Source organism: Colwellia sp. 20A7 (genome assembly GCF_009832865.1).
Taxonomy (GTDB): Bacteria; Pseudomonadota; Gammaproteobacteria; order Enterobacterales; family Alteromonadaceae; genus Colwellia.
On record NZ_CP047130.1, the window covers coordinates 2,689,575 to 2,706,242 of the forward strand.

Below are 16,668 nucleotides of genomic sequence, written 5' to 3' on the forward strand. Positions count from 1 at the left end.
AAATGTTATGAAAATAAATCAACTGTCTAAGTTAACGAACGTACTCAGTAAGACAATTCGCTATTATGAAGAAATAGGATTACTGCCAAAACCATCACGTAATAGTAATGGTTATAGAGAATATAATTTAGCTGATGTAGACAACTTGATTTTTATCCGCAGGTGTAGAGAATTACAAATACCGCTTGAGCAAATAAAAGTATTAATAGCAGTACAATCAGATAAAACATCTTCTTGCCTTGAAGTAGATTTACTTATAGATCAGCAATTAAAGAAAGTTCGTCGTACGATAAGTGAATTAACGCTATTAGAAAAAACGCTTCATACCTTATCTACATCTTGCTCAAATAATATTATTGGTGAATGTGAAATATTGAAGAAATTAAACAAAGAATCTACTGAGCATTTATCAGAAACACCTTACTAAAAAACTCGTGATTCAAACACTAGCTACTAGAAAGACAATCCTTAAAAAACAATTAAAAGAAAATTAAAATCAAAGACTACAAGCATAACAACTTAATTTGATAACTGATTAATTTAATAGAAGTAGTGCAATAACGAATAAACCAACAAATATAAAAAAGGGCTCTTAATTTATAAGAGCCCTTTAAAAATATAAAGCAGTTATTAAATCGGCGTTAAAATCAGAGGTTATCTGGACCAACACGCACAACTAACTTACCAAAATTATCACCTTTTAATAAGCCGATAAATGCATTAACTGAATTTTCAAGTCCTTCAACCACTTGCTCTTTATATTTGATGTCACCAGCTATTAACCATTTAGCCATTTGTTCGCTAAATTCATTATAACGATGGCCATAGTCATCAAACACGATAAAGCCTTGCATTTTAATACGCTTAATTAACAATGTGCCCATTAATAATGACAATCTGTCAGGACCACTTGGTAATTCAGTCGCATTATATTGCGATATAAGGCCACATAAAGGGATACGGGCTGAGCTATTTAATAATGGCATAACAGCATCAAATACTTTTCCGCCAACATTCTCAAAGTAAACATCAATACCTGATGAACAAGCTGTCGCCAGTTGTTCAGCCAAATCATCTGAATAATGATCTAAACAAGCATCAAAGCCTAAGGTATCAACCGCATATTTACATTTAGTATCGCCACCGGCAATACCAATGACTTTACAGCCTTTCAATTTGGCTATTTGTCCAACTAAGCTTCCTACTGCACCTGTTGCTGCAGCAACCACAACAGTTTCGCCTGCTTTAGGTTGGCCAATATCAAGTAACCCCATATAGGCTGTTAACCCAGGCATACCTAAAACACCTAATGCATGCGATGGGCTGGCCATATTATTGTCAAGTTTAAGTAATTCACTGCCATTGATAACACTATAATCTTGCCAGCCACCAAAAGCGACAACCCAATCGCCTTTTTTATAATCAGCATGGTTTGACTCTTCTACTCGACAAACACTGCCACCAACCATTACTTCATTAATACCAACTGGCTCAGCATAAGACTTCGCATCATTCATGCGGCCACGCATGTATGGGTCTAATGAAAGAAACACGGTACGAAGCAATACTTCATCTGTTTTAGGTGTCGGCTTTTCACTCGTTACCAGGTTAAAATTTTCGCTTACTGGGGCACCAAAAGGTCTTGATGCCAAAAGCATTTGACGATTAATATCCGTTGTTTGAGTCATATTACTTCCTATTATCTTTATAGTGCTTGAGTTAAAATTTCACGGCTTATGTCTAACGTAATATCGCTATGTTCACCTAACGCTGTCATGCCGTGTTGTTCTAATCGCTCAACTAATAAATCAATATCTTTACTACCAAGTTCAACATCAGATAAACGTGTTGGCACTTGCATTTTTTCGAAAAACTCTTCAGTTAATTTTATTGCTTGGTCAATACGTGTGTTTTCATTACCTTCATTTACTCCCCATACGCGCGATGCATATTGTAGTAATTTTTCACGCTTTTGTTCTTTACAAACCTTCATCACGGCCGGTAACACAATAGATAATGTACGCGCATGATCAATACCAAAAGCACCGGTTAATTCGTGCCCAATCATATGTGTTGACCAATCTTGTGGTACACCCGCACCGATTAAGCCATTTAATGCCATGGTTGCAGACCACATAATATTGGCTCTGACTTCTAAATCATCTTTCGTTTCAGCTGCTAAAGCTTTAGGACCTTCTTCAATTAGCGTTTGCAACAAACCTTCACTAAAGCGATCTTGCACCTTACCATTAACACTGTAAGTTAAATACTGTTCAATTGTGTGAACAAAAGCATCAACAACACCATTACTAATTTGGCGATCTGATAATGACAAGGTTACTGTTGGATCTAATACTGCAAATAGTGGACGAACTAAAGGGCTAGCAAAAGGTAACTTATTGCCATCTCGTGTCACTACAGAGTTACCATTACTTTCTGAACCTGTTGCCGGTAATGTTAATATTGCGCCAAGCGGTAATGCTTTAGTGATAGTTGCTTGTTTCGCTAGAATATCCCAAGGATCATTTCCTTCAGTATCCCCTTCATATAATGCAGCTGCAGCAATAAATTTTGCGCCATCAACCACAGAGCCGCCACCTACCGCCAATAAATAATCAATTTTTTCTGCTTTAATGATATCTTGGGCTTTCATCAAGGTATCGTAGGTTGGGTTTGGTTCAATTCCTGAAAACTCAAACCAAGTATGATCAGTAAGCGCATTAACAACTTGTTGATATACGCCATTACCTTTAATTGAACCACCACCATAAACCACTAATACTCGTGCGTTTAAAGGAATTTCTTTTGAAATAACGTTGATTTGACCTTCGCCAAAGTTAATCTTTGTTGGATTTTGAAAATTAAAATTTAACATATGTTGTCCTGTATTTATCTCTAGCGAATTAGCTAAGTTAATTAGTTAAATAACTTAGCTAAACGAAGTAATTTATTTAAGCCGAAAGATGAGTCAGTAATTTCTCAGCAGCTAAAGCTGAACTAGCTGGGTTTTGCCCCGTAATAATTAGGCCATCTTGTACTGCAAAGGGATGAAAATCTTGTGCTTTTTGATATTCAGCGCCACGTTTAATCAGCTCATCTTCTAGTAAAAATGGCACAACATCTGTTAACTGTACGGCTTCTTCTTCGCTATTAGTGAAACCTGTTACAGCTTTGCCTTTTATAACAAAATTATCTGACGCATCTTTAACATTTAATAAAGCAGCACTTGCGTGACAAACGGTTGCAACGGCTTTACTTGCATTTAAAAAGTTTTCAATTAAGGTGATAGAGTCAGTATTATCAGTAAGATCCCATAATGGGCCATGGCCGCCAGGATAGAAAACACCATCAAAATCTGCTTCACTCACTGACGCTAATTTTACTGTTGTAGCAATTCTAGCTTGTGCTTCAAGATCAGCATCATAACGTTCTGTTGCTGCTGTTTGGAAATCGGCTAGCGTACTTGTTGGATCTATAGGTGCTTGTCCCCCTAAAGGTGTAGCTAGCGTAACTTCAACACCGGCATCGATAAAAGCATAATAAGGAGCTGCAAATTCTTCAACCCAAAAACCTGTTTTATTACCTGTGTTTCCTAGTTCATCGTGCGAAGTAAGTACCATCAATATTTTCTTAGTCATTATCATTTATCCTTTTATCTATATATCCATAGAAGTATGTATATATCTTGTGATTGTTTATTTATTTTCAATAGAGCTAGTATATGCTCAATCATACAAGTGAACAATGCAGATAAAATTAACTACTTTGTATTAATAATTGATACAATGATGAGTGTTTTATCAAAAATTGTATCGGGTGGCTTTATGGATATCTCGTTTGAACAACTCAAGAGTATGGTTGTATTTGCACAAGTTATTGAACAAGGAAGTTTAAGTGCTGCGGCAAAACACCTAGGCTTATCCCGAGCAGTGGTCAGTTATCATTTAAAAAAGCTTGAAGCACAACTAGAAGTGAAATTACTTAACCGCTCTACCCGATCTATTAACCTTACCGAAGCAGGCCAAGGATATTATGAACGCTGTCGTATAATTTCTGAACAAGCGAGTGCAGCTAATCAACAAATAGAGAATTTTAAAAATGAGCCTATTGGGCTACTTAAAATAACGTGTCCGGTTAATATTGGTTTACAAACCGTTGTACCTGCACTAAATGAATTTAAAAAAATCTATCCTAAAATATCACTTGATGTAATGCTAACAGATGAAGTTGTTAACATTATGAAAGAAGGCATTGATTTAGCTATTCGTGGTGCGCCTTTACTTGATTCTGGTTTGCAAGCAAGTAAATTAGCCACATTACAAACGTGTTTGTGTGGTGCTCCTGAGTATTTCCTTCAGTATGGCCGACCCAAAAGTCCTGCCGACTTAAGCAATCATCAATGGATCATATACAAATTAACATCAGGTGTCGTTACACTAACTAAAGGTAGTCGTTCATTCAGCATTACGACAAAAGGCAGCATTAGTACCAATAATGCTGCTGCACGAACTTCTTTCGTTGCAGCAGGACATGGTTTAGGGCGCATACCTACTTATGATGCGTTACCAAAAATAAAAGCAGGCACGTTAGAAACAGTGCTTGATGATTACAAACTTAGCGATATTAATGTGTATGGCGTATTTCCTCCAGGCACAGCAAATTCTAAAAAGCTCAGGTTACTGCTTAATTATTTAAAAGAATATTTTACAAGTCAAATAAGTATAACAACAGTCTAAAAGTATACTTCCTTATGGATAGCACCAGACAATACTTAAAATGATTAAGTATTGTCTGGTAATATTCCTTCAATACCATTAAACGAGTTTAATATGTTTCTAATGCGCTCTGAAAATACGCTGGTGTTTAATTGAGGAACTCGCGCTAAGTCCACTTGATAGTTTTCTTTACGCCAATCTTTTTCAAAATCTGACTTTTCCGCTGATTTGTGAAGTTCACGAGTATTAGCTGATATTTTAGCAATCGCTTTTATATCATTTTCTTGGCTAAAACGGGCAACGCGAGAAAACATAAAGTTTTCGTCTACATGCCTATCACTTAATCGAATTAGCTCTGCCATTAATTGATAACAAACATCATTAAAGGTAAGTTTATTAATGATTAACACAATAAGTTGATCATGCTCTATTTCATCTAAGTGACTTGAAGGCTCAAGACATACTTTTAATTCAAGTATCCAATATTTTTCATGTCGGTTTTCAATATTCATCACCTGAAAATTAGCTTTTTCATAGCGCAAATTATCCAACTCTTGTTGTAGTTCTAACCATGAAATCTCAGTATCTTTACTTCTAATTTCTTGAGTATTAATCAACATAGTCACATCATGATGACAATTTAATGGTGTTGTAGTTTTATTAAACGCTTTTAAACGAAATAGCTCTCGTACTTCATGCTCTCTCACCTTTTTTATCGCAAGAAAAGCGGTTTGTATTATTTCAGCACTGGGTAATTTAGGCTCTACCCGCCATTTTCGCCCATACATTATTTTAAGGTTTTTATCTTTTACTGCTGAAACGCCATTACTTAATCTTTGATTATTATGAAGAATAGAACGACTTTCATAATGATTACCTTTGTAGTTATCGGCGCCGATAATACCAACTTGTATATAAATCCCTTGATTATCTTCTGAAACAAATATGGGGTATCTATCGCAATAACTTATTTTTAAAATAAGCTCTTCCACACTCGCTAACGTGTGTCGATATTTAAGATAATGCTGTGGTATGCAAAAACTGCCATTATCAAGTTGTGCTTTGGGCGCATTTTCAGCAGAAAACTCACCATTAAATAATTGAATGATTTTCATATAGGTAACTCAGTTCGACTTGTCATTGTTTTTATCGCAATTAATAGGTAATACGTTTTAACTCCTAACCTAGACCACAAAATTAAAATAATTTATTCATCAAAATAAAATTATTTTAATAAAACCGTTAATAACGCAATAATATAAGCTTAAAAAGAAAGATTAATGACAAAAGACTTACCTAGCCCAAAAGTGACATAAAAAATAAAACCCATGTATTTCATGGGTTTTATTTTACGCATAATAAATGAATTCGATACTATTCTAATAGCAAAATGAATTTAGCCATAACTAAATTAATTGATTAGTAAGTAAAAATAATGAAAGTCATGCCCAAGGTTACATTATTTCTCTTGCTTTTCTCTTTGTTGATTGGAAGTAAAAAGTGAAAGTAAACCATCAGCTATAATACCTCGCCATGCAAAATAATCATGTCCTGCACTGTATTCTTGATGGGTAACGTCATACCCTTTTGCCAGTAAAACATCACGTAAATGGCGATTAGTCTCTAAAATTCCATCACCAACGCCACGAGAGTTTTCAAATAAACCTGCGCTTAAGAATAAACGAACTGCTTTTTTATCCATAGCTATGACTTCAGAAGCTACAAAATGTTTATCATTTTCAGTCTGAGCTTTGGGACTCCACCAAAATGACCCTGACATAGAGATAACATTGCCAAATATCTCAGGATGACGTAATGCTATCGTCGTTGCTGCTAATCCACCATAACTAGAGCCAGCAATAACCGTTTTTTCTTTTGGTATTATAATTGGTAACCTCTGCTTTATTTGAGGAATAAGTTCATTAGCCAAAACATCAGCAAATATGCTATTAGCTGGCAATTCACGAGCACGAGCTTCACGATCAGGATTACTGATAAAAACGGTAATAACAGGAGGAATAGCACCTTCTGCCATTAAATTATCGAGTATTGTTGGCAAGTTGACCAATTCTATGTAAGCCTGCGCATCAAAAATATATAGCAGTACAGCATCCTTTTTATTTTTCTTAGTCATTAGAGGAGAATAAATAGTTATCTCGCGAGTATTCGCTAAGGTACTGCTCGTAAAATAAAATTGAGAAAATGTCCCTTTTGGCTTTATTTCTGTTGAATCGATCATAGGGTTTTTAGGCGCACCTTCAAGAGTGATAGTTGATTTCGTACTAAACTTGTCAAAACCCGAAGATGACCAGGGGTAATGGTTGTACGGATCAACCTGAGCCACAGCTTTTATAGCAACTCGACGAGCAAAACCAGTTAGTGGTGGTTGCGGCACATCAGGGGCTATTTGATAAGATAAATGAGTATTGTCAGGTACAATAAAACTTTTATACCAGGTATCAGAATTAGCAAGCCTTTGTAGGGACTCATGATTGTTAGAAGGCGCCCCAATCAATTTAACGTTGTTATAATCACCTCTGGCGAGAAAAGTCATCACTGTGCCCTCTGAAGTTTCTTCAACAAGCGGCGTACCTAATTTTTCTACCGCTAGCCAAAAATCATGGGTAGACCCCCCTTTTTTCAATACGTTATTTAGTGCTGATATTTTTGGACTTGATAACGTATCTTGCTTATCGGGTGTTTGATCTTTTAAACTGATACGATTCTCAAGAACAATTTGATAACTGCCAGAGCCAGATAAACGCCATGTTTCATCACAATTTTCAGCTACCGAGTAAAAAGAGTGTTTACCACTTTTATGATCAATTAAACGACGAGATATATTTCCTTCTGAATTAATTACATCAATTGTCAGTGTGTTATTACCATTAGAAACAAATCCCGTAAGGTAATCACCCTTCTGACAAGAAACCTTTATTGCCACTGAAGACTGCTTCTGTTTTAAATTATCTGCTTCAATAGCATTATTACTGAAGGATCCATTCAAAGGAGTGCCAACCTCTAAAGTAATCATCTCTGAGCTAAAAGCAGTAGATGGTGTAAAATATATTAACCCACTAACGCCGAACAAAAGCCAACACATTTTCTTAAGATAAAAACTCATTATTTTCATTTATTTTCCTTACGTTCTAAATTTATAATCGCCAAGCATCTAAATTCACAGTGTTTTTTTATAAATCATATCAAGAATAAATAATAACTTATTTATTTATTAAATGCTATTAACAATCATTCTTATTTAGGTTAAGATCTTCGCCGCTTAATAATTACAATAAATATTGGGTTAGGCAATATCTCCCTGTTTATCCTTTGCTGCTCTCAATATTTATTTTCAAATAATATGGAATACTAAATGAAAACTAATAGCTTACAGTTTAAAAAAAGCAAAGTAGCTGTGGTGTGCGCCACAGTTTTATCTGTAAATAGTTATTCAGCGATAGCAGCTGATGAACTTGATAAAAAAATAGAAGTCATTAGCGTTGTAGGTCATAAACTTACAGAGCTTAGTGAAGAAAATAATGGTGGAGCCCTAGGTAACAGATCACTACTAGAGACCCCTTTTTCGGTAGATGTTATTTCACTAGAAGATTTGGAAATTCGCCAAGTAAACACACTAGATAGTTTATTTAGTCGAGAAGCTTCTGTCTCTGTTGATGGTAGTGCTTACAGTGCCTTCGGTGATACGCTGCGTGTACGTGGTTTAAAGTTAGATTACACCCAGAGTTTTAAAGTAAATGGCATGTCTGTTAATAGTTTTAGTGGTGAATTACCCTATGAAGCTTTTGAGCAAGTAACCCTTATAAAAGGTGCTACGGGTTTTATGTATGGTATGGCAGCACCTGGTGGAGTCGTTAATTACGTCACTAAAAAAGCAAAAGAAGAAGCAGTAAGCTTTGATTTCGGCATGCGTAGCGATAGTGTATTTAGCGGACATATTGATGCTAGTACACGTATGGGTGATAACGATGAATATGGATTAAGAGTTAATTTAGTTAAAGAAACCGGAGATACCTATTTAAATGGCGGATCTATCGACCGCGATACTGCTTCATTAGCTTTTGATGCCCAATTAACAGACTCCCTCTTTTGGACTGTAGATATTATCTATAATGATCGTTTAATTGAAAATTCATGGACTCAGCTCAGTAATAGTTTAGATAGTACGGACTCTTTACCTAAACCGATTAACGGTACTGAAAACATAGCTGTTGATGGTACTTTTGATCAATACGAAAACTTAATTGCGCTTACAAGCTTAAAATGGGAAATTAATGATGATTGGGTTGCTCGTCTCGATTATGACCATTCTAAAAATGAAACTCGGTGGGTTAAACATTTATCATCATTACTCAATAGCGCTGGAGATATTGAAATTGGGTTATATGAACAGTATTTCGATGTTGAATATGACCAAGTTCAAGGCTTACTTACAGGCCAAGTTAACACTGGCAGCATTACTCATAATTTAGTGATTGGTGCATCTTACCAAGAAGCAACCACTTATAGAAATGATGGTGGTATCTATGGACGTAAGGTAACTAGAGGCTATGCTACTAATAACCTATTTAACCCCGTTGACATACCTAGTTATAGTGCAGATCTTGAAAAAGACATTCAAATGGCTTGGGTAGATACACAGAGCTCTATTTTTATCAGTGATTTTATATCTATTACTGATAAATGGGAGGCTTTAGTAGGGGTAAGGTCAAATAATATTGAACATACACCAAGTGATTATTTCTCTGCTTACCATGATGATTATAGTGATTCTGCTGTAAGTCCCACAGCTGCATTAATATATAAGCCTGACACAAATACTTCTTACTATGTTAGTTATGTAGAGTCTTTTGAAGGGCAAACATCATTTGTGGGCGAAACCTATGCGAATGCCGATGAACTACTACCTCCTTTAGAAAGTTTACAATATGAATTAGGTCTTAAAACAGCAGGAGAAGGATGGTCTGTCACCTCAGCCCTTTTTCGTATTGAACGGGGTGCGACACTTGTTACAGATGATAATTACCTAGTTCAAGACGGGATAAGCCTTTATCAAGGATTAGAGTTCAGCGGCGCATTAGAGATCTCAGAAAACTTATCACTGTATGGTGATTTTATGTTGTTAAGTGCTGAATATGATAAAACAAACACACAAATAGAAGGTAATGATGTAGCTGGTTCACCGAAGCAACAGGTCACTTTACAGTCTAACTACAATGTCGCCTCAATTCCTGGTTTAACAGTTAATCTAGGGGGGAAATATCATGGTGTAACTACAGTAGATTCCAATAATAATTGGGAGTTACCTGCTTATACTATATTTTACGGTGGCGCTAGTTATACGACAAAAATCGCAGGACAAGCCTTTACCGTTATTGGCACTGTCGACAATTTACTTGATAAAGAATACTGGGCAAATAGTGACTCATATGGTGGTCTAAGAATTGGAGAACCTCGCACTTTTGCTGTCAAAGTAAAAATGGATTTCTAACATCCTTACTTGTACAAGCGTAAATTATTTATACGCTGATAATTCAACTTTAAAAAAGAGTCGTTAATGTCTCTTTGGTACTATGGATATCCGTTAAAGGCTCTCTTTATCGGATTTCATATTCTACAAATAACCAATGTAATCGCTAATAATTATTTGTCATAGGTTGAATAGCATCCATACACTTCATTTCAATTAACATTGAGAATTTATAATATGTGGCAATTTTTGGCACTCAGTTTCACCTTTATTGGGGTATTTATCGTCTATTCCACCAATAAAAACCAACGTTTTACTCATAAACCTTTATCAAGAAATTGGCGAATAACCGGTTATGTTTTTTGGATTTTAGCGCTTATTTCATGGCTTCAAATATATGCATTCTCTGCTGCATTCTTCGTATGGTTTTTTATACTTTCAACTGGTTTAGTTTGTATTCCTTTCATTAGCTTATTTATTAACACTAATAAAAATAGAAATAAAGGAGCGTCCTCGTGAGTAGATTAACCGCTGAACAAAAAATCCAACCTCATTGGTGGTTAAAAACTTTTGCGGGCGTTATATTCGGTTTTTTCTTGGCGTATGGTTTTGTTGCTATTTTTGCATGGTTTGGACCTGGCGGTCTTGATGCTACAGCTAAAGGGCAATTTAATATGTGGATCGTTTCACCCATTGCATTATTCGTATTATCTTTCACTTATTTATTTAAAACAGCGGCTAAAGCAGTGATATATCTGTTAGCTGCGAACATAATAGTTTACGGCTTATTTTTTCTTTTAAGGTGGTTTTCATGAGAGTTCGTGGCGATATACTTCGAACATACCAATCTATTCATACATGGACAGGTATTATTGCGGGTTTAGTGTTATTTATTGGTTTTTATGCTGGCTCGCTTACCATGTTTGAAGATGAAATAAGTCAGTGGGCAACACCTTCGAATCACCAGCTTGCACAAGTACCAACAGAACAACTAGATACTTTAATATCTAAAGCTTTATCTACCTCTGAAAAAGCAAAAGAAAGCTTTACAATAAACCTAGATGAACAATCATCGCCAATGACTTGGTACGAAAATAAAGCGGGACGTGGTCTTTCTTTAGATAGTGTTATGGTGCATGCAACATTATCGGAACAAGGTGAGTTAATTACTCACGCCCAGCCAACTAACGAATTAGGCGACTTAATTGATATGCTACACCGCACTGCGGGTATTGCAGGAAAAGTAGGTCGTGGGAATCTTGGTGTATTGGTGCTAGGAGTCGCCTCTGTACTGTACTTTTTAGCTTTAGTTTCAGGTATTATTATTTTACTACCAACATTAACAAAGACTTTTTTTGCGATCAGAAAAAATAAAGGTGCAAATCGTTTTTGGCTTGATAGCCACAACCTTGTTGGTGTTGTTAGCCTCCCCTTCCACTTACTTATTGCTTGGTCTGTTATTGTTTTTTCATTCCACGATATATTTTATGATGGATTAGACTTAATTTACCCCGACAAACCAGCAATTGAAAAAGTGAAATCTGCGCCGGTAAAAAACTCCGCTGATGAACTACCATCTATTTTAAGCTATATAGAGAAGATAGATGAACTCACTGACGGCTACAGCATTAAATCTATGGCATTTTCTCGTTTATCAACAGAGCGTGCTTCCGTTGGTATTTCGGTTGTAAATTACAATGAGATGATGCGTAATAATACTGGCGATTATATCTATATGAACCCCTACACTCTAGAGATAAAGGGCGGCAGTATAGCAATGAATGACGATGATTATTATGTTGATTATGTTGCGAGCTTCTTTTCATTACACTTTGGTGGTTTTGGTGGTGAAATTGGCCGTTGGTTATACTTTATTATGGGTCTATTAGGCGCATTTTTATTTTACAGTGGTAATTTATTGTGGTTAGAAAAACGAAGAAAAAAACAAGCAGTACAAAGTAAATCAAATCGTTTTATGGCAAATCTTACTGTGGGAATATGTCTAGGCTCAATACTCGCGGTAGTTGCCACGTTTTTAGCAAGTAAATGGTTATACTTAGGTAACGTGAAAATTAACAATGCATACCTCAATTGTTACTATTTAGTATTTTTCGTTGCATTAATTTATAGTTTTATTTTAGGGGCAGCAAAGAGTGCTATTCACATACAAAAAGCCATATATATAGGTTGTATAGGTATTCCACTAACAACATTAATTACAATAACAATGCCAAATTTAGCGTTATGGGATGCAACTAATACGACTAATCTAGCCATTGATATTGTCGCACTTATATTTGCCGGTATATTTTATTATGGGGCTTTAAAAACTAAAAACCGCGCGTATTATGGAGAGCGTAATAGTATTTGGGCATTATAATAATCCATTAAACATATATTAATGTGCCATCATTGCCTTCTACCTAGGATAGTTAACTAAAGAGTAGAAGGCTAAGCTTATTATGCTAGGCTCAGTTAATAATAAGTAATTTAGATCAGTAGATAATCAAATGATCTTGATTAATAAAATATACTCATCGCATTAGTTACCAACGGCTAAACAAGACAAATGAGAACCGTTATCAAATGACGTTGACATATTATAATGTTTTCTTTAATCTTGCGCCCTATTCCTATTAAAAACGATTAAAGAGACTGACTTTGTATTGTCAGAATTATGTTATGCCAAAAATAACCAACATCAGAAAAAAAATCCTGTTGACCTTTGCTAGCTTGTTACTTATTTCATCTTCTCTTGTACAGGCGAATGAAGAAGTAAATGTGTATTCTTATCGCCAAGCATTTTTAGTTAAACCTCTATTCGACAAGTTCACTGAAAACACCGGTATCAAAGTAAACGTTATTTTCGCTAAAACAGGTATGGCAGAACGTCTTGAACGTGAAGGTAAATATAGCCCCGCAGATGTATTATTAACGACGGACATTAGTCGACTTATTGAATTACATGATCGTAACTTATTACAAGCCAATAATGCTGAAGTGTTACTTGATATTATTCCTAGTCAATACAGAGCAAAAGACAATACCTGGTTTGCATTAACAACTCGTGTACGTAATATTTATTCTGCTAAACGTTTAGGCACACTAGACATTAATTATGAAGACTTAGCCGATAGTAAATATCAAGGTAGAATTTGTACACGCAGTGGTAAACACGCTTATAACATCGCGCTTGTTTCCTCTATGATTGCTGAGCACGGTAGCGCTGAAACACTTGTTTGGCTAGAAAAATTTAAAGCAAATTTAGCACGTAAACCGCAAGGTAATGATCGTGGTCAAGTGCAAGCTATTCATCAGAACTTATGTGATATTTCGCTAGGTAATAGTTATTACTTCGGTAGAATGTTATCAGATGAGAAACAAAAGGTATGGGCTGAAGCGGTAAACATTAACTTTCCTAATCAAAGTAACCGTGGCGCTCATGTGAATATATCAGGTATGGGTATGGCAAAATTTTCCCCTAATAATGATAATGCTAAAAAATTAATGGCCTTTTTAGTATCGAAAGAAGCACAACAACTTTATGCGGAAACAAATGTAGAATATCCAGTGAGAGTTGATGTAATGCCTTCTGAATTAGTTGCTTCATGGGGTAAGTTTAAAGCCGATGACTTACCATTAGAGACTATTGCAAAATATAGAAAAGAAGCGCTTAAATTAATTGATCAAGCTAAGTTTGATTTATAAAATGAAATAGTTCTTCCTTGATAAATCCATTAAAAAATAATCTCTGGCGAACGGCTTGTTGGTTAATTGCATTAATACTAGTAACCCCTATAGTAGTTATGTTGTTAGCAAGTATAAGTTCGTCGAGTGATTTATTCTCTCATCTCTGGCAAACTGTTTTGCCAGATTATATTGCCAATACACTAATACTTGGTGTGTTGGTGGTTTGTCTTACGTTAGTTTTTGGTACCTTTAGTGCTGCATTTATTGTTCATACCAATATAGTAGGTAAACGTTTTCTACGATGGCTGCTTTTATTACCGATGGCAATGCCCGGCTATTTAGTTGCTTATCTTTATACCGACGTTTTTGACTATGCAGGACCAGTTCAACGAACATTACGTAGTTGGTTTAATTGGCAATCACCAAATGATTATTGGTTTTTTGATATACGTACTTTACCCGGCGCTGCCGTTGTTCTCGCATTAGTATTATTTCCTTATGTTTATATGTTGGCGCGAACAGCATTTGAACAACAAGATCAAAACTTATTAAGAGCCGGACGACTATTAGGTTTGTCATCCAAACAAAGTTTTTTTAAAGTTGCCCTACCTTTGGCGCGCCCCGCTATAGCAGTCGCTGCCAGTTTAGTTCTAATGGAAACATTAGCTGATTTTGCTACGGTGAATTATTTTGCTGTTAATACACTTACGACAGCAATATACGATACCTGGTTAGGATATGGCGACTTAGCCGCAGCAAATGCGTTGGCAAGTATATTAATGTTGCTGATATTCTTTGTAGTTATAGCAGAGCAGCGTGCAAGAGCTGGACAAGGTCATCAATCAAATAGACCTAATAAGCATATAGAAGTGATTAAATTATCTTTTATGCAACAATGCTTTATTGGTGCCTTTTGTTGGGTTTTAGTGTTAGCTGGCTTCCTACTACCTTTCGTTTTACTGATTATCATGGCACTTGAATACAGTGATATGAATCAGCTAATAGCGTTGTTATCGCCAAGTATCAACAGTATTGAAGTATCATTTTATGCTGCAACTATTGCAACTTGCTTAGCTTTACTATTAGGTTTATATCGTAGGCTTAGTCAAGATAAATGGCGTATGCTCCCATTAAGTTTCGCTGGTTTCGGTTACGCTATTCCTGGTACAGTCTTGGCAATGGTATTACTCGCGACTTTTGGCCCATTAGATCACATGATTAATGAAGTCGCCGATTATTTAGGGCTAGACTCACCAGGATTACTATTGTCAGGCACTATTTTTGCTGTCGTTTTTGCTTTTGTGGTTCGTTTTGCCGCTATTGCTAATGGCACAATATCAAGTGGTATTGAACAAATACCGAGATCTGTCGATTTTGCCCCAGCAAGTTTAGGTGCAGGCTTAGGTAAGATGTTAAGAAAAATACATATTCCTATCCTAAAACCGTCTATTTTAGTGGCATGGTTATTAGTGTTTGTTGAATCGATGAAAGAGCTGCCAGCCGTTTTACTGTTAAGGCCTTTTAACTTTGAAACGCTGAGTATTCAAATTTATCAATTAATATCTGATGAAATGCTAGAGCAAGGTGCGCTGGGTGCTATTTTAATCGTTCTTCTGGGATTACTCCCTATTGTTTGGCTTAATAAAGAAAGGAAATAACATAAATGAACAGTAATGAATTATTAAGCATCAAACAACTTTCGGTGAAATTACAGAATAAAACCATCTTATCTGATACTAATTTAGTCTTAAATTTTGGCGAAATTCTTGGTCTGGTAGGTCCTAGCGGTTGTGGTAAAACAACATTACTTAATACCATCGCTGGCTTTAATGAACTGAGCACAGGTGAATTAAACATAAACAGTAGTACGCAAACTACAGCTCATATACTTACGATTAGCCCATCTAAGAACATACCACCAGAACATCGTAATATTGGCATGATATTTCAAGATTATGCGTTATTTCCTCACTTATCGGTTAGGAAAAACATCTACTTTGGTATTGATAAATTACCTAAAAGTGAACAAGAAGCACGCACAGCTGATCTACTTCATTTACTTAAGCTGACCGGTTTAGAATCAAGATATCCTCATCAGCTATCGGGCGGCCAGCAGCAAAGGGTTGCTATTGCACGAGCATTGGCCCTTCAGCCTAAATTATTATTACTAGACGAGCCTTTTTCAAATATTGATGCCCGTTTACGTAATGAATTAATGTTAGAAATGCGCCAGCTTTTAAAGCAACTAAAAATGAGTGCTATCTTTGTTACACATAACAAAGATGAAGTATTTACTTTTGCAGATAAAATAGCGGTAATGCACGAAGGAAGAATTTTACAAACAGGCAGTCCAGCTTCAGTATGCCAGTCGCCGAGTAGTTGGCAGGTTGCTGACTTTTTACAGTTAGGTAGTTGGATACCCGTAAAGGCCAAAGGTAATGAATACCAAACAGCCATCGGCAGTTTTTCGTCAACCAATTCAGTAACTCCAAACACGAATAATGAAGCCAATAAAATAAGTTCGCAAACTTTACAGTTTTTGTTAAAACCGCAAGCTATTGAGTATTGTGCAAATGAAATGGGTAATGTGACAGTAGACAATATTACCGTTACTGAACAAGGGTTTCGCTATTTACTCAGTAGCCTTGAAAGTGATTCATCATTAGCTTTTAAACAACTGAGTTTTTATAGTGATATTTTGCTGGATTTAGGTCAAAAAATAGCAATAAAAATTAAGCCCCATGCATATCAAATATATCAATAAAGTAACAAATC

The 16,668-nt window shown here is 35.8% G+C and carries 13 protein-coding genes; 8 read left to right on the forward strand and 5 right to left on the reverse strand.

Features of this window, described 5'->3' with window-relative positions; all coding sequences use genetic code 11:
• Window positions 1-7: 7 nt before the first annotated feature.
• Complete coding sequence (locus GQS55_RS11680) at window positions 8-427, forward strand: Cd(II)/Pb(II)-responsive transcriptional regulator (RefSeq protein WP_159820685.1); 420 nt, start codon at window positions 8-10, stop codon at window positions 425-427.
• A 220-nt stretch (window positions 428-647) separates the two neighbouring features.
• Here the strand turns inward: GQS55_RS11680 and GQS55_RS11685 are convergent, their stop codons facing one another.
• The 3 genes from GQS55_RS11685 to GQS55_RS11695 form a co-directional block, all read right to left on the reverse strand.
• Window positions 648-1,688, reverse strand: coding sequence for an NADP-dependent oxidoreductase (locus tag GQS55_RS11685; protein WP_159820686.1), 1,041 nt, complete (start codon window positions 1,686-1,688; stop codon window positions 648-650).
• A gap of 17 nt (window positions 1,689-1,705) precedes the next feature.
• Complete coding sequence (locus tag GQS55_RS11690) at window positions 1,706-2,875, reverse strand: iron-containing alcohol dehydrogenase (RefSeq protein ID WP_159820687.1); 1,170 nt, start codon at window positions 2,873-2,875, stop codon at window positions 1,706-1,708.
• A gap of 76 nt (window positions 2,876-2,951) precedes the next feature.
• On the reverse strand, window positions 2,952-3,638 hold the full coding sequence (locus GQS55_RS11695) for a type 1 glutamine amidotransferase domain-containing protein (protein ID WP_159820688.1): 687 nt from the start codon (window positions 3,636-3,638) through the stop codon (window positions 2,952-2,954).
• Window positions 3,639-3,824: 186 nt separating this feature from the next.
• On the opposite strand from GQS55_RS11695, the gene GQS55_RS11700 reads away from it, so the two are divergent.
• Window positions 3,825-4,736: a LysR family transcriptional regulator gene (locus GQS55_RS11700; protein ID WP_159822804.1), complete on the forward strand. Its 912-nt coding sequence runs from the start codon at window positions 3,825-3,827 to the stop codon at window positions 4,734-4,736.
• Between the two features lie 44 nt (window positions 4,737-4,780).
• Here the strand turns inward: GQS55_RS11700 and GQS55_RS11705 are convergent, their stop codons facing one another.
• Together GQS55_RS11705 and GQS55_RS11710 are read right to left on the reverse strand one after the other, a co-directional pair.
• On the reverse strand, window positions 4,781-5,830 hold the full coding sequence (locus GQS55_RS11705; protein WP_159820689.1) for a hypothetical protein: 1,050 nt from the start codon (window positions 5,828-5,830) through the stop codon (window positions 4,781-4,783).
• A gap of 344 nt (window positions 5,831-6,174) precedes the next feature.
• The gene (locus GQS55_RS11710; RefSeq protein WP_159820690.1) at window positions 6,175-7,848 is read right to left on the reverse strand and encodes an alpha/beta hydrolase; all 1,674 of its coding nucleotides are present in this window, start codon (window positions 7,846-7,848) and stop codon (window positions 6,175-6,177) included.
• Between the two features lie 240 nt (window positions 7,849-8,088).
• Between GQS55_RS11710 and GQS55_RS11715 the strand changes: the two genes are divergently transcribed.
• The 6 genes from GQS55_RS11715 to GQS55_RS11740 all read left to right on the forward strand — a co-directional run bounded on the left by GQS55_RS11715 (window position 8,089) and on the right by GQS55_RS11740 (window position 16,657).
• Complete coding sequence (locus GQS55_RS11715; protein ID WP_159820691.1) at window positions 8,089-10,224, forward strand: TonB-dependent siderophore receptor; 2,136 nt, start codon at window positions 8,089-8,091, stop codon at window positions 10,222-10,224.
• A 494-nt stretch (window positions 10,225-10,718) separates the two neighbouring features.
• Complete coding sequence (locus tag GQS55_RS11720) at window positions 10,719-11,018, forward strand: hypothetical protein (protein WP_159820692.1); 300 nt, start codon at window positions 10,719-10,721, stop codon at window positions 11,016-11,018.
• Window positions 11,015-12,583 (forward strand): PepSY-associated TM helix domain-containing protein, encoded by a 1,569-nt coding sequence (locus GQS55_RS11725; RefSeq protein WP_159820693.1) that lies wholly within the window; start codon window positions 11,015-11,017, stop codon window positions 12,581-12,583. The genes GQS55_RS11720 and GQS55_RS11725 overlap by 4 nt, the downstream gene beginning before the upstream one ends.
• Window positions 12,584-12,885: 302 nt before the next feature.
• On the forward strand, window positions 12,886-13,911 hold the full coding sequence (locus tag GQS55_RS11730; protein ID WP_159820694.1) for an extracellular solute-binding protein: 1,026 nt from the start codon (window positions 12,886-12,888) through the stop codon (window positions 13,909-13,911).
• Between the two features lie 158 nt (window positions 13,912-14,069).
• Window positions 14,070-15,551: an ABC transporter permease gene (locus tag GQS55_RS11735; RefSeq protein WP_236559627.1), complete on the forward strand. Its 1,482-nt coding sequence runs from the start codon at window positions 14,070-14,072 to the stop codon at window positions 15,549-15,551.
• Between the two features lie 5 nt (window positions 15,552-15,556).
• A complete protein-coding gene (locus tag GQS55_RS11740) occupies window positions 15,557-16,657 on the forward strand; it encodes an ABC transporter ATP-binding protein (RefSeq protein WP_159820696.1) in 1,101 nt (366 codons plus the stop codon).
• Window positions 16,658-16,668 lie beyond the last annotated feature (11 nt).

Excerpts from the sequence above, each read along its gene's own strand:
- GQS55_RS11680 (WP_159820685.1), top strand. The coding sequence starts at position 8 with ATGAAAATAAATCAACTGTCTAAGTTAACGAACGTACTCAGTAAGACA.
- GQS55_RS11685 (WP_159820686.1), bottom strand. The coding sequence starts at position 1,688 with ATGACTCAAACAACGGATATTAATCGTCAAATGCTTTTGGCATCAAGA.
- GQS55_RS11690 (WP_159820687.1), bottom strand. The coding sequence starts at position 2,875 with ATGTTAAATTTTAATTTTCAAAATCCAACAAAGATTAACTTTGGCGAA.
- GQS55_RS11695 (WP_159820688.1), bottom strand. The coding sequence starts at position 3,638 with ATGACTAAGAAAATATTGATGGTACTTACTTCGCACGATGAACTAGGA.
- GQS55_RS11700 (WP_159822804.1), top strand. The coding sequence starts at position 3,825 with ATGGATATCTCGTTTGAACAACTCAAGAGTATGGTTGTATTTGCACAA.
- GQS55_RS11705 (WP_159820689.1), bottom strand. The coding sequence starts at position 5,830 with ATGAAAATCATTCAATTATTTAATGGTGAGTTTTCTGCTGAAAATGCG.
- GQS55_RS11710 (WP_159820690.1), bottom strand. The coding sequence starts at position 7,848 with ATGAAAATAATGAGTTTTTATCTTAAGAAAATGTGTTGGCTTTTGTTC.
- GQS55_RS11715 (WP_159820691.1), top strand. The coding sequence starts at position 8,089 with ATGAAAACTAATAGCTTACAGTTTAAAAAAAGCAAAGTAGCTGTGGTG.
- GQS55_RS11725 (WP_159820693.1), top strand. The coding sequence starts at position 11,015 with ATGAGAGTTCGTGGCGATATACTTCGAACATACCAATCTATTCATACA.
- GQS55_RS11730 (WP_159820694.1), top strand. The coding sequence starts at position 12,886 with ATGCCAAAAATAACCAACATCAGAAAAAAAATCCTGTTGACCTTTGCT.
- GQS55_RS11740 (WP_159820696.1), top strand. The coding sequence starts at position 15,557 with ATGAACAGTAATGAATTATTAAGCATCAAACAACTTTCGGTGAAATTA.